Origin of the sequence: Aurantiacibacter atlanticus, assembly GCF_001077815.2 — a bacterium.
GTDB lineage: Bacteria > Pseudomonadota > Alphaproteobacteria > Sphingomonadales > Sphingomonadaceae > Alteraurantiacibacter > Alteraurantiacibacter atlanticus.
In genome coordinates this window covers 151,021-163,690 of record NZ_CP015441.1, presented here as the reverse complement: position 1 = coordinate 163,690, position 12,670 = coordinate 151,021, and the positions used below count along the sequence as shown (strand labels likewise).

Sequence of the window (12,670 nt, the reverse complement as noted above, 5' to 3'; positions counted from 1 at the left end):
GTTTCGAGCGCATCTTTTACCGCTGTCCAGAGGACGCGCCAAAGCCGCTCGACGGTCGCGCGGAACATTCAAGAGGAGAAATCGCCATGCTCACCGCAATCGAAGATAACGGTCTGTTGCTCATCAGGGCGGACGGAACGCTTTCCGATAGCGACTATGACCGCTTCGTTCCGTTTTTCGAGCGCGTCGCGGCGCGAGTTCCTGGGACGGTTCCGATGCTTATCGAACTTGCTCCCGACTTTTCTGGCTGGGATATGGGCGGTCTCTGGCGCGACCTGAAATTCGATGCGAAGCACAAGGACAGCTTCGGCCGGATCGCGATGGTCGGCGATAGTAGTTGGGAAGAGTGGGGCACCAAGCTTTTCGATCCGCTATTCCGCGCGGAGATGAGGTTTTTCACACCTGTCGAGCGGGTTGCCGCCGAAAGCTGGGCGAGAGACGGAAGGAATGCGTCATGAGCGGCGAAGGCGAACTCAACCTCGATTCGGCCGAAAAGCGCCGCACTCTCTGGATCGTTTTCTGGCTCAATGTGGCGATTGCGATAGGGTTTTTCATCACCGGGGTAATCGGCGATTCCAACGCGCTGATTGCCAATGGGCTCGACAATTCGTCGGACGCGATTGTCTATGCATTGAGCCTGCTTGCGCTCACCCGCTCCCGGGTCTGGAAGCGCGGAGCCGCGCGTTTTTCCGGGGTCATGCTGCTTGTGTTCGCAGGCGGTGTGATTCTCGATGCCATCCGGCGCTTCATGGAGGGTTCGGATCCGATCGGCGGCGTCATGATGGTGATGGCGCTGGTTGCCGGTGCGGTGAACCTCTGGTGCCTTTACCTGCTGAAACGTTTGCAGAATAAGGATGTCAATTTACGTGCAGCCACCACGTTCAGTTTGAATGATTTCGTTTCGAACGGCGGGATTATCATAGCGGGTATCGTAGTGTTTTTCACCGGATCGAATTGGCCCGATCTCGTCGTCGGGATCGGTGTGGCCTGCATAGCGATCTACGGCGGCATCGAGATCCTGCGCGATGCGCATATGGACATCCATGAGGAAGAGGGCACAGAGCACGAGGGCTGGCGCAAGTGATCGCGGTCTGGGCAGCGGTTCTCCTCGCCGCCGTCTGGGCCGCTCATTGGGGCGCGGAACGCCTGTCCGCACCGCTCAAGAAATTACGCAAGCAATGGGGGTTCTCCGTCGCGGCGGGGGGCTCCTTTTTAGGTCTAGCCGCCGCTTCGCCAGAGATGGGCATCAATGTGACGAGCGCTGCTCGTGATGTGTCCGATATCGGCCTTGGCGCCATGCTGGGTTCGACCGTTCTGGTGATTCCGGTGATCGTGACGACCGCTTATCTGGCGACCCGTAAAGGGGCCCTTGAAGGTGCTGACAAGGAGCACAAGAAGCATCGTCGTGATCATTACGTCGCGGTCGATAAGGGGGCTCTTACCGTCCAGGCGCTGCCTTACCTGGCGATCCTCGCGGTCTTCGCTCTACTGACGCTTCCCGCCCCTTGGCGCGGGTTGCAGCCGATCGATGGATGGCTGCTGCTGATCGCGTATCTCGCCTATCTCCTTCAGGCTCTCGTTCGGGGCCGAGAGAAGGGAGAGGAGGTAGAGTGGAGTCTAAAGGAGAAATGGATGGCCATAGCGGGCGTCGGCGCCCTGGCGGTCGGGGCCTACTTCACCGTATTCTCGACCGAAAGGATCGTGAGCGCACTCGGCATCCCGAATATCGTCGGCGGTCTTTTCATCACTGCCGCCGTCGCATCGCTGCCCGAGGTGTTCACGACCTGGAGCGTCGCGCGCTCCGGTCAGGTGACCTCCGCCAGCACAAGCGTGATCGGCGACCATGTCGTGACCATGACGCTCGCCTTCATCCCGCTCACCATCATCGGAACGCCGATCGAGAATTTTCAACTCTTCTGGGTCAGTCTCGCGTTCGTCGTGCTGATGGCCGCGCTATACGCTCTCTTTCTTTCGTTGGGAGACGAAGAGAAAAGAGGCTTTGGTCGATGGCACATCTTCGCGTTCTGGGCAGCCAATGCGGCTTTTATTGCCGTAATATTCCTGTGGGTGAAGCCTTTGCAAGTCTCCGGAGGAGCCGGATGAGCAATGACAACCGAGATCAGGGTGAACGGAGCGGCCATAGCCACCGCGAAGAGGATCATGACGATCAGCCCTTGCTTATGAGGACATCTCCCCGAAAAGATTTTGATGGAGATTTGCCTGTCGCGCGGAAGAAAGTCGCAGACGAACTTCCGGCGGTACGGGGTTTGAAAAGCTAATGAGCCTTTTCGACACTATCTTTGAGACACAAAGCCGATCGCATGTTTTGCTTCTTGCGATATTCGCAAGCACCGGCTTGGTCGTAGGGACGTTGTGGGTCGAACGTGTGGGGGCGGGATTGCGCCGGTCCGATCTGTTGTATCCTGCTGCTGCGGGCGTTCTGTTTGCGACCGCTGCGCTAGCGGTTACGCCGTTCGTCCAATCGGCAGTCGACAGCTGGGCCATCCCTGTGCTCTTTTTGCTCGGTGGAGGAGCCTATGTTCTTCTGTGCAAGGCAGCCGGCTATCTCAGAGGCCGTTTCGCGGACGGCAAAAGAAAGCAGCATGATCATGACGAGGATTTGTCCAATGTTGCTGTATCGTCGATCTTCTCCATCGTCGATCTGATCGGCTATGGTTTGACCCTCGGTATTGCAGCAGCCGCTTCCGTGACTTTGGCAATAGTCACCGCGGCAGGGTTGGCCATGGCGAATGTCTTGGTCAGTCGTCAGATTGGCTCCAGGTTCATAGCCGCTAGCTCAAGCCGAATGGACCGCATCGCGCTACAGGTCGGTCTCGCTCTGGCCTTCATCGGTTCTGCGCTGTTGGCATTCTGGATGGTACACAGTGTCGATAGTTTCGGGCTGCCTTGGCTCCTCACCGTCCTTGCAGGGTTGCTCCTGGCTGCGGCGGTAAGAGCTTTGCTTCTTCATCAAGCGGCACACACAGCGGGGCACTTCAAATCGCTTCTTGTTTTTCTCGTCGGGTTCGCCCTTCTCGCACTCATTTTCGCCGGGCTTGATGAATTATCAGACGCGGTGGATCTTCCGAATTCGGGTTTGGAGCATCCCGCAGAGCGACCGGCAGTCGCGTTTAGCATTGAACCCTTCACAATGGGACGCGAGTAATGGAGCAATCCCACGGTCACGCCGGACATAGTCACGGCGAAGAAAATCTCAGCGATCGCCAGCTGATCTTTGCAGTGGCGATCAACGTTTTGCTTACAGTTGCCCAAATCATTGGCGGGATCGTCTCAGGGTCGCTCGCGCTCATAGCCGACGCCTTGCACAATTTCAGCGATGCGGCTTCGCTTGGCCTGGCCTGGTTCGCGCGCAAAATCGGGCGGCGACCCGCCGACAAACTTATGACCTTCGGTTATGCGCAAGGCGAAGTCGTCGCCGCACTCATCAACCTCACGACGCTGCTTATCATCGGCTTCTACCTGTTGGTGGAGGCAATCAACCGGTTCGCCGATCCCCAACCGGTCGAGGGATGGACCGTCATAGGCGTGGCGGGCATAGCGCTGGTCATCGATCTGGTGACTGCCTTCATCGTCTATCGCGGTTCGCATGACAGCATCAACATGAAGGCGGCCTTTCTGCACAACGTCTCCGATGCTCTCGCGTCGGTCGGTGTGATCGTTGCTGGCGCGCTGATCCTGCTATACGATCTCTACATCGCGGATCTGATCATCACCCTAATCATCGCCGGTTATGTCATCTGGCAGGGGGTGACCCTGATGCCGCGGACAGTCCGGCTCTTGATGGGCGCGGTTCCCGACGAGCTGGAGTTTGATCGGATCGTTTTGGCACTCGAAAAGTTGGATGGGATCGACGGAGTACATCATGTTCATGTTTGGTCGATCGGCGAGCATCACCGGGCGCTGGAAACGCATGTAACCCCTGAAGGCGCTTCACTTGAGCAATTCGAGAAAGTGAAGGGCCGGGCTAGGTCGATGTTGAAAGAAGAATTTCAAATTGAGCATGCGACATTCGAAGCGTGCTTTGAAACGGACTGCGAAGCCGATCTCGTTCCCGCGCATCAAACCGCACATCCGCATGAAGTTGGCGGACCCCATCAGCCTTAGATTTGTGTGCGTATTCGATGACGTCTGCAGACCACGATAATTGCTGAAAAACCGGAAACCCGGGCCGTCAAAGCTCGGCCGCAAGGTTTGGGTGCGTACGAGTGTTCGTTGAACAACCCTAACTCAGGCTTGCGAGGATTGTCGGGCTTGCCATCGGCCTGGCCCTGCTCGTGCAAAAAGGACCGCGCTGCGCAAGGTGTTAAATGCGTTGCAGTTGCTCGGTTACAAAGGAAAACAGCCGACCGCAGGCTTACTCTTTGAAGCTCAGGTAAATCACCACATCCTTGCCTCATCGGTGTCGCAAATCCCCCGCGCTGCGCTGCACAGCTACGCGCACGAGCGCTACCGAGAAGTTTTCCCAAAGCGTGTTTTTGCTCTTGCGAGGCAATCGCAATAAGGTTAGGGCCCGGATTTCCACACTCGGAGAACAGGAAGTTTTTATGTATCGTACTACCGTCTCGTCCCTCGCAATCGCTTTGTCCGCACCGGCGGTGGCACAAGAGACTACCGGGCCTGATGACGGAGAGGTGCGCGCCGAACAGATTGCAGACGAGCGCCGGGAGAATCCGGTGGATTCGATCATCGTGGTCGGCGGCCGGATCGATCCCTACCGTATCGCGGGATCGGCCGATCTTATCGACAGCGAGGATCTGCGCCGGTTCGATTACGGGGATGTAAATCGCGTCCTGCGGCAGGTCCCCGGCATCAACACGCAGGAGGAAGACGGGTTCGGCTTGTTCCCGAATATCGGTCTGCGCGGCAGTCCGGTCGAACGTTCGAGCAACATCACGCTCATGGAAGACGGCGTGCTGATCGCGCCTGCTCCCTATGCCGCGCCGGCAGCGTATTATTTCCCGGCCATCGGGCGCATGCAGGCGGTCGAAGTCACGAAAGGGGCCGCCGCCATTCGCTATGGGCCCCGTACGATCGGCGGGGCGGTCAATCTTCGGTCGACCGACATTCCGGCCGACGGGCTGGCTGGCTACGCTTTCGGGCAATACGGGTCGCGCGACTATTATCAGGGACAGGCCTGGGTCGGTGGAGACACGGACTACGTCGGCGCGCTGCTTGAAACCTACCAGCAGGGCAGCGACGGCTTCAAGACGATTGATGGGCTTCCCGACGCCGACACCGGTTTCGAGCGACAGGATTACCGTGGACGCTTGGCTGTTCACACAGCACCGGACGCGCCTGTCGAGGCGCGACTGGAATTCGTCTATGGCCGATCGGACCTTGAAGCCAACGAGACGTACCTTGGACTTGCCGACACCGATTTCGCCGCGGAGCCCTATCGTCGCTATGCGGCAAGCCAGCGCGACGCTTTTTCCGGTGAGCACGATCAATATCGCGTTACCGGCAGCTTGGCATTTTCTGACGGAACGAGGATCACAGCTACGCTGTACCGGAACGACTTTGCCCGCAGCTGGTCCAAGCTCCAGGATATCGACTTCGACGGCGATGGCAGCTTCGATTCAATTAGCTCGGTTTTCGTTAATCCAGAGGACAATGCCGGGGCGCTTAGCATCTTGCGCGGGGCGGATAGCTTCGAGGGCGCGGTTCGCATACGGAACAACAACCGCGTCTATCGCAGCGAAGGCGCTCAGATTTCGCTTGAGCGCCCCTTCGAGATGGGCGGCGCGAGGCACAACCTTGCCGTATCTGTCCGCTACCACGAGGATGAGGAAGACAGGCTGCAAAACGAGGAATTCTACTCACAGATCGGGGGTGATCTCGTCTTCGAACGGCAGACCGATCTTGGTCAGCAAGCCAACCGGGAAGCGAAAGCAAAGGCGATCGCGTTCTATATCGAGGACCGGATCGAGATCGGTGCCCTGACACTGACTCCCGGCTTGAGGTATGAAGGGATTGACCTGACCCGGCTCGACTATGCCGGGTCGGACCCGGATCGCTCAAATGGGCCGACACGTGTCCGTCAGACCAATATCGATCAGTGGTTGCCAGGTCTTGGCGCCACCTACGAGTTGGGTGATGCCATATTGCTGGCAGGTGTGTCGCGCGGTTTCTCACCTCCCGGTCCAGGCAATCCTGATGCACGGGCCGAGGAAAGCTGGAACTACGAAGCCGGGGTCCGCTATCGGAGCGACAAGGTCCAGGTCTCCGCGATCGGCTTCTACAACGACTACTCGAACCTTCTGGGCAACTGCACTCAATCCGTGGGCTGCAGCGTCGGTGATATTGGCGATCAGTTCAATGGCGGCGCGGTTACGGTCAAAGGGCTGGAACTGTCGGCGGCGGTTGAACCTCGCCTTTCCAATTCGGTCTCGTTCCCGCTCTCGCTTGCCTACACGTTCACGGATGCAGAATTCGACAGCAGCTTCGACAGCGAATTTTTTGGCGACGTAAACGAAGGCGATGACCTGCCGTACATCGCGCGCCATCAGCTCTATGTCGAAGCGGGGGTAAACATGGGACGTGCGGCGGCTACCGTTGGCGCCAACTACGTTTCCGAGTTGCGCGACAATCCAGGAAGCGGAGCCGTTGCTGAAAACGAGAGGATCGATGATCGCATCGTCTTCGATATTGCGGGAAGTTACGCGCTGACTGACAAATTCTCCCTGTTTGCGCGCGTCGACAATGTTCTCGACAATCAATACGCCGTGAGCAGGCGCCCGTTCGGTCTGCGACCAGGGGTTCCGCGGCGCATTGTGGGTGGTGCTCGGGTCAGTTTTTAAACTCCGCGTGAGGCTTTTGGCGTTGATGTTCGCGCCCCCTTCATTTTGCGTGCTTGGAGGCGAGAACTGAGATGAAAGCTGACCCTAGATCGAATGCCAGACGGGATTGGGCAGGGCGGAACTCCCCACCAAGACTGTTGCGGACGCCTGGGGGTGAGCTCGTCCGCGAATCCTGGTTCTCGAACGACAATCGTATCCCTGAAAAGTCGACCGGTGTTTTCAGTATCAGGGATTCGTCGCGATCTTTCAGGCCACGCGTGGCGCGAAAAGGATGACTGTGGCACCGCCGAGGCAGATCAATGCTCCTAGCAGATCCCAGCGATCCGGCTGTGTATCTTCGACGAGCCAGAGCCAGCCAAGCGACGCGGTGATATAGACGCCGCCATAGGCGGCGAAGGCTCGCCCTGCAGCATCCGCCTCAATGCGAGCAAGGAGATAGGCGAACAACACGAGCGCCAATACTCCGGGAAGGAGCCACCAGGCGCTCCTGTCCATTCTGAACCAGGCCCAGAACGCAAAGCACCCCGCAATCTCGGCGAGCGCGGCAAGGGGATAGATCCATATCGCGTTCACGCTTCAGTCCCCTCGGCGAGCGCTTCAATGACCAGACAGGTGCCGACCGTTCCTTGCTCGCAGTTTTCCAGCATCCGGCGCAGTTCCCTTCGGAGAGCCTCCAGATCGGCAATCTTGCGGTTGACTTCGCCCAGGTGCGCTCGTGCCAGCGTGTCGACCGCATGGCAGGCCCGCGACCGGTCGTCGGCCAGTTCGAGAAGTTCGCGAATGCGCGTCATGGAAAACCCCAGGTCGCGCGCGCGGCGAATGAAATTCAGTCTCCGGGCGTGCTCGGGACCGTAGTCGCGATAGTTGGCCTGTGTGCGGGGCGGGGACGCGAGAACGCCCTCGCGTTCATAGTAACGGATGGTTTCCGCTTTTACGCCCGCCGCGCGGGCGAGTTCACCGATCCGCATAGGCTTCCCTCGATCGCTTGACCTTGTAGCGACTACAAGGTGTATAAATCGATTCGACACAAGGAGTCGAGCGAATGGGAAAAAATTGCTGCGGTCCTGTCGAGGACGTCGAGGCGAATAATGATCCGCTGTGGCGCCGTATCCTGTGGATCGCTCTCATTCTCAATGCGGTTATGTTCAGCGTCGAAATCGTGGCGGGCCTTGCTGCTGATTCGCGTGCATTGCAGGCTGACGCACTCGATTTTCTGGGCGATGCGGCAAATTACGCCATAAGTCTCTGCGTTGCCGGAATGGCGCTTGCGTGGCGCGCTTGCGCAGCCATTGCCAAAGCAGCGACCATGCTGGCGTTCGGGCTATGGGTGCTTGGCTCCGCGATCTGGGGTTTCTTTGTCGGTGCCTCGCCGGACGCCGGGACCATGGGCATTATCGGAACCGTCGCGCTTGCGGTGAATCTCGCAGTTGCCGCGATGTTGTTCCGGTTTCGCACGGGTGATGCCAACATGCGCTCGGTGTGGATTTGCTCGCGCAACGACGCGATCGGCAATGTAGCGGTTCTGGGCGCGGCGCTGGGTGTCTTCGGAACCGGGCGCGCGTGGCCCGACCTGGTCGTGGCCGCCATTATGGCCAGCCTAGCAATTTGGGGCAGTATTGAGGTATTCGGTCAAGCGCGCGGTGAGTTGCGCTCTGCTTGAGAAGGGACTCCGACAGGCAGTTACGTGATAGCACGACCTCTGCTGGCTTACGCTAACTTCCTTTCAAAGCCCATTGAAGGCCAACCGCTTTCAATTATTGCAGGTGACCGCATGAGTACTGGTCCATCAAAACCATCCTTGCGGTGGACTCCGGAGACGGTGATGTTTTCGGCGGCCGGGTAACGATTGTCTCTCCTGATGGTGACAGTCTTGATGCAATTCGTCGCGCTGCTCATCCCGGCGACCGCTGCTCATTAGGAATCACTTTCGCTCGCTTCGACTAGGCTGACCCAAGTCCCATTTTTCGTGAGAGCCAAAGGGTCGCGGTCGGGACAAGAACCCACATGATTATGGGAACGAGTCCGATCTTTGTCCCAGGGACTAGCGGCATAGTGGGACTGTAGGTCCAGCCCCAGGCAGCCCCAACGGCCAATATTTCGACCACGGATGTTATCGCGAGACCGATGGCGAGATAGATAAGGAAGCGGGATATTGGCCAGTCGACAAGCCAAGGTGTTCGGCGGTTTCCCAACGAGGCGCCCAGATAGGCCGCCACCATGATACCCGCGTCACCGAACGATGCCAGACCACATCGGTATGCGGCTTCAACAGGACCAAGCCCGTCAGTGCTGTAGAACGGGAGCTGGAACATTTCCCAGGCGAAGGCAATCAGTCCGCCGAAAATGGCGATCCACAGGGCGGGATGCGCGCCCCGCCACACTGCTTCGGGCCTACCCGTATTAATAGGCTCCAAAGCTCACCATCCTATTGCATTGGCTCCGCCATCGCCATGCCGATCCGCTAAACAACGAACCGGTCCCAGCTTCCGTAATGTTCGTCGCTCCGATGCCCTCTTGGCAGGCTCAGTACAATCAGAAGCGCTCCGAGCATCGTACCGACAACGTTGCCAACAGTACTGGCGCCTCCGTCCATAAGCCACGGAGCCACGATGAGCCAGGCACCGAACGCGACGTTGAGAAAGCGCAATGGCCTTGCGACCTCCGCCATGGCAATTACCGATACCGTGATGACCAGCGCGCCGACCAGATGGTCGCTGTCAGCAAGAGGCGGTACATTCCCAAGAACGAGCCTGGAGAACATCAGGAAAGCACCGATCAGCACACTGATGGCCAATGTCCATGGGACCGTGACCCCGCGCGCCGCCGAACCGCCGATCGCCGCGAGCGGAGCATCGAAACCGGGATGTGAGTCCTTGCTGCCGCCTGGCAGCGCGTCGCCGCGGAAGAACGAGCGCCAGAACGGTCGCCCGCGCCGCGTGTTGAGAACCAGGAACTGGCCCATCGCGACCAGCTCGTCGAGCGAATAGGGGATCATGATCAGCATCGCGGCCGCCGCCATGAGGCAGATCGTGCAATAGGTGCCGATCATGATCGGCTGGATAATGATGAAGTAAATGCTGATCACGCCAAGGGGCACGACGACGATGCCGAACAGCGTCACCATCCAGGGCATGGTCCGCCAGCGGGCCCTTCCGCCCATGACTCCCATCAGGATCTCGAACATGTAGCTCATCGCACCGATGCCGCCATCGGCCACCGGCCAGGCCTTGGAGACATCGGAAGTGATGATGTATTCGGTGCCATTGAGCGCGCTTGGGGATGCGAAGAACGGCTCCCAAACCCCGTCGATATGGCCCAGCTGGTACGCAGTGAGAATGCGCGAAAGGAAGAAGCCGACGGCGCCGAGAATAATGATCGGCATGCGCTGGACATAGGTCGAGGGCGAATAGGTCCAACCCGGCGGCACGTCGCTGTCGTCCATCATGCCTTCCGGAGCCATGCCCGGCATCATGGGCACCAGGATGGTGAAAGCGATCACCAGTGCGCCGATGAAAGTGTCGTTGGCATAGACGGCAGCATCGGGCGTCCAGAACAGCAACGGGGCGCCGAGCAGCCAGATGCCGATACAGGTGTTCGCCCATTGCGCCCAGCCTCCGCGCGGCGAAAGGGAAATGGCCGCGAAGATCATGATCAGCACGCCGCTCACGACATCGTTCCAGGCCGTCAGCCAGCTTCGTAGCGCAGGATCCCAGAGATCGCGATCCTCGGTTATGCGCGTGACCGCAGTGGCAAATTCGTTTTGGTCGAAGGTCCCGAAGACAAACGGTGTGGTCGCGAGCCAGAGGCCGAGCAACATCGTGAACCAATGAACCCAGAGCATGTTGAAATGCATCTTGCGCATTTGACCGGAGTGCTCCGCCAGAGCGTCTTCGCTAAGCGGAGCAGGCTCTGCCTCATCGGCTTCATCGAAATGGCTACCGGCCACCCGCGCGGCATTGAGCTTGTTCTCAGCGTACCAGGCGGGCGGATCGGCTTTCAGACCTTCGACGATTTGTGGAAGGGTCGTCCTCAGCTTGTGCCGGGGTGCCCAGTCCAGGTTCTCGCGGGCATTGCTAAGATCGAGTTCGTAGTGGTCGTCCGAAATGTCCACCATCCACGGCCGGATGAAAGTCTCTTCGCCAAGCACTTCGTTTTCGACCCAGGCGCCGGTCTTAGCGAGGCCCTTCGGCACCGTGCGCGTCGTCCAGTCCTCATCGTGGATCAGGCGTCCAAGCGACTTTTGCAGTTCGCCATAGGACATCACGTCATCTTCGCCGAGAAGAACCGGCCATTCACTGGGAAGCTCGCTCCGCCGGTCGACGATGCGCTCGATCCCGTCGAGCAAATCCTCAAGGTGCAAATATGGCTGTCCGGTGTCGAGGTCACCGGGATAGACGCGGGCGCTCGGCCGCTTCTCGTAAATTCGCGCGACCTGCTGTGCCAGAAACGCCGAATGGCCCTCATCGTCGTATACGCCCGCAGGCCGCACGAAGACCGCATTGATGTCGCCGCGCTTCTCGCGGATCAACTCCTCGGTGCGGACCTTCGATTCGCGGTAGGGCAGATCCGTGTCCAGCGGCGAGGTCTCGTCGATCAGCCCGCCGCCCTTGATGGGGGCATGGACCAGCATCGTGCTCACGAACACGAACTGGTCGATTTCGAAATCCTGAAGTGCGTCGAGCAATCGACCGGTTCCCTTGACCGTCACCGCGTCATATTTGGGGTTCGGTTCACCGGTAAGATCGAAATAGGCAGCAAGGTGCACGAAGGAGGCGATCCTTTTGCCATAGGCGGTTCGAACGCGTTCGAAGGCGGCATCGATGCTCGCCTGGTCGGTCACATCGACGCAGACGCACTCGGCCTCTGCCGGGGGATGTGGCGATGCGTCTCGGTCGAATCCGATCACACGGTAATTCGCTGCAAGCTTCTTTACGATGGCTGAGCCGATATAGCCGCTCGAGCCAGTAACGATCACGACAGGTTTATCGGAGTTGTCAGTCAAGATATGATCCTTGCTTCGACTTTGAACGACCTCACGACCCTTGAGCGGTGCCTAAAAACCTCAATCTAACAGAGTTTCCAACCCGAAAGCGTGCGGGAAAACGCAGTCCTTCTCCGTGTTACGAAATAACGATCGATTTCCCTCACATCGAGAGCAATTTCCGCAGCGAGCGGGCATTGGATTTAACTAACGGCACCCTTCCTGCCGAGCCTCGGGTTTCCTCGGCAGCCGATAATACGGACCAGCGCGAAAGACCAACGAGTCGGCTTTGAAATAGGAACACATGGTAAGGGGAGACCGTAGTTCTGTCATATCAAACTACAATTTTCGAAGAGTAGGAGGCGACATGAAGGCCCAAGACGTAATGACATCGAACCCCGCATGCTGCAATCCATCGAGCACCGTGCAAGAGGCAGCTTTACTGATGGTCGATAATGATTGCGGCCAAATCCCCGTTGTCGACGATTCCGGCGCTTTGGTGGGTGTGGTGACTGACAGGGACATCGCCTGCCGGTGTGTTGCCAAAGGCTATTCCTCCGATCAAAGCGTGGAGGAAGTGATGACGTCGTCACCTGTCACTGTCAGCGTCAATGCGAGTGTCGATGAATGCTGCGCCAAGATGGAAGACAATCAGGTTCGCCGGCTTCCGGTGGTCGATGACGAGGGCAAATGTTGCGGCATCGTTGCGCAGGCCGATATCGCCAGAAGTGCAGCCGAGAAGGAAACCGGCGACCTCGTGCGCGAGGTATCGGAGGCCAGTTCGGAGCCAGCTTCGGCGGGATGCTGCTAGTCGCACAAGACTATTGATTTTACGCGGATAAAGCGGACGGGGCGATCTGATCGGTCCCCG

The 12,670-nt window shown here is 58.6% G+C and carries 12 protein-coding genes; 8 read left to right on the top strand and 4 right to left on the bottom strand.

The genetic code is table 11. The annotated features are described in order from the left end of the window. The first annotated feature begins 86 nt into the window (after nucleotides 1-86). The 6 genes from CP97_RS15465 (at nucleotide 87) to CP97_RS15435 (ending at nucleotide 6,818) form a co-directional block, all read left to right on the top strand. The gene (locus CP97_RS15465) at nucleotides 87-458 is read left to right on the top strand and encodes a SpoIIAA family protein (protein WP_050600441.1); all 372 of its coding nucleotides are present in this window, start codon (nucleotides 87-89) and stop codon (nucleotides 456-458) included. Continuing rightward, nucleotides 455-1,084 carry a cation diffusion facilitator family transporter gene (locus tag CP97_RS15460; RefSeq protein WP_050600440.1) on the top strand — a complete coding sequence of 210 codons (630 nt, stop codon included), beginning with the start codon at nucleotides 455-457 and terminating at the stop codon, nucleotides 1,082-1,084. The genes CP97_RS15465 and CP97_RS15460 overlap by 4 nt, the downstream gene beginning before the upstream one ends. Continuing rightward, on the top strand, nucleotides 1,081-2,103 hold the full coding sequence (locus tag CP97_RS15455) for a sodium:calcium antiporter (RefSeq protein ID WP_050600439.1): 1,023 nt from the start codon (nucleotides 1,081-1,083) through the stop codon (nucleotides 2,101-2,103). Before CP97_RS15460 ends, CP97_RS15455 begins: the two co-directional genes overlap by 4 nt. Before the next feature lie 175 nt (nucleotides 2,104-2,278). Beyond that, nucleotides 2,279-3,166 carry a ZIP family metal transporter gene (locus tag CP97_RS15445; protein WP_050600438.1) on the top strand — a complete coding sequence of 296 codons (888 nt, stop codon included), beginning with the start codon at nucleotides 2,279-2,281 and terminating at the stop codon, nucleotides 3,164-3,166. Then, nucleotides 3,166-4,125, top strand: a complete 960-nt coding sequence (locus CP97_RS15440) for a cation diffusion facilitator family transporter (RefSeq protein WP_050600437.1) — start codon at nucleotides 3,166-3,168, stop codon at nucleotides 4,123-4,125. Before CP97_RS15445 ends, CP97_RS15440 begins: the two co-directional genes overlap by 1 nt. Nucleotides 4,126-4,565: 440 nt before the next feature. After that, complete coding sequence (locus CP97_RS15435) at nucleotides 4,566-6,818, top strand: TonB-dependent receptor family protein (RefSeq protein ID WP_063506156.1); 2,253 nt, start codon at nucleotides 4,566-4,568, stop codon at nucleotides 6,816-6,818. Between the two features lie 246 nt (nucleotides 6,819-7,064). On the opposite strand, the gene CP97_RS15430 is transcribed toward CP97_RS15435, so the two are convergent. Both CP97_RS15430 and CP97_RS15425 read right to left on the bottom strand, forming a co-directional pair. Further along, nucleotides 7,065-7,391: a YnfA family protein gene (locus CP97_RS15430; RefSeq protein WP_050600435.1), complete on the bottom strand. Its 327-nt coding sequence runs from the start codon at nucleotides 7,389-7,391 to the stop codon at nucleotides 7,065-7,067. Continuing rightward, entirely contained in the window at nucleotides 7,388-7,786 is a 399-nt protein-coding gene (locus CP97_RS15425; protein WP_050600434.1) for a MerR family transcriptional regulator, read from the bottom strand. Before CP97_RS15425 ends, CP97_RS15430 begins: the two co-directional genes overlap by 4 nt. A 74-nt stretch (nucleotides 7,787-7,860) precedes the next feature. On the opposite strand from CP97_RS15425, the gene CP97_RS15420 reads away from it, so the two are divergent. Continuing rightward, nucleotides 7,861-8,478 carry a cation efflux transmembrane domain-containing protein gene (locus CP97_RS15420; RefSeq protein ID WP_050600433.1) on the top strand — a complete coding sequence of 206 codons (618 nt, stop codon included), beginning with the start codon at nucleotides 7,861-7,863 and terminating at the stop codon, nucleotides 8,476-8,478. A gap of 280 nt (nucleotides 8,479-8,758) precedes the next feature. On the opposite strand, the gene CP97_RS15415 is transcribed toward CP97_RS15420, so the two are convergent. After that, complete coding sequence (locus CP97_RS15415) at nucleotides 8,759-9,232, bottom strand: hypothetical protein (protein WP_050600432.1); 474 nt, start codon at nucleotides 9,230-9,232, stop codon at nucleotides 8,759-8,761. Nucleotides 9,233-9,279: 47 nt separating this feature from the next. Beyond that, complete coding sequence (locus CP97_RS15410) at nucleotides 9,280-11,820, bottom strand: NAD-dependent epimerase/dehydratase family protein (protein ID WP_063612672.1); 2,541 nt, start codon at nucleotides 11,818-11,820, stop codon at nucleotides 9,280-9,282. Nucleotides 11,821-12,166: 346 nt separating this feature from the next. On the opposite strand from CP97_RS15410, the gene CP97_RS15405 reads away from it, so the two are divergent. Continuing rightward, a complete protein-coding gene (locus tag CP97_RS15405; protein WP_063612671.1) occupies nucleotides 12,167-12,610 on the top strand; it encodes a CBS domain-containing protein in 444 nt (147 codons plus the stop codon). The last annotated feature ends 60 nt before the right edge of the window (nucleotides 12,611-12,670 follow it).

Coding starts and splice junctions, on each gene's coding strand:
- CP97_RS15460 (WP_050600440.1), top strand. CDS start 455: ATGAGCGGCGAAGGCGAACTCAACCTCGATTCGGCCGAAAAGCGCCGC.
- CP97_RS15420 (WP_050600433.1), top strand. CDS start 7,861: ATGGGAAAAAATTGCTGCGGTCCTGTCGAGGACGTCGAGGCGAATAAT.
- CP97_RS15445 (WP_050600438.1), top strand. CDS start 2,279: ATGAGCCTTTTCGACACTATCTTTGAGACACAAAGCCGATCGCATGTT.
- CP97_RS15425 (WP_050600434.1), bottom strand. CDS start 7,786: ATGCGGATCGGTGAACTCGCCCGCGCGGCGGGCGTAAAAGCGGAAACC.
- CP97_RS15440 (WP_050600437.1), top strand. CDS start 3,166: ATGGAGCAATCCCACGGTCACGCCGGACATAGTCACGGCGAAGAAAAT.
- CP97_RS15465 (WP_050600441.1), top strand. CDS start 87: ATGCTCACCGCAATCGAAGATAACGGTCTGTTGCTCATCAGGGCGGAC.
- CP97_RS15405 (WP_063612671.1), top strand. CDS start 12,167: ATGAAGGCCCAAGACGTAATGACATCGAACCCCGCATGCTGCAATCCA.
- CP97_RS15435 (WP_063506156.1), top strand. CDS start 4,566: ATGTATCGTACTACCGTCTCGTCCCTCGCAATCGCTTTGTCCGCACCG.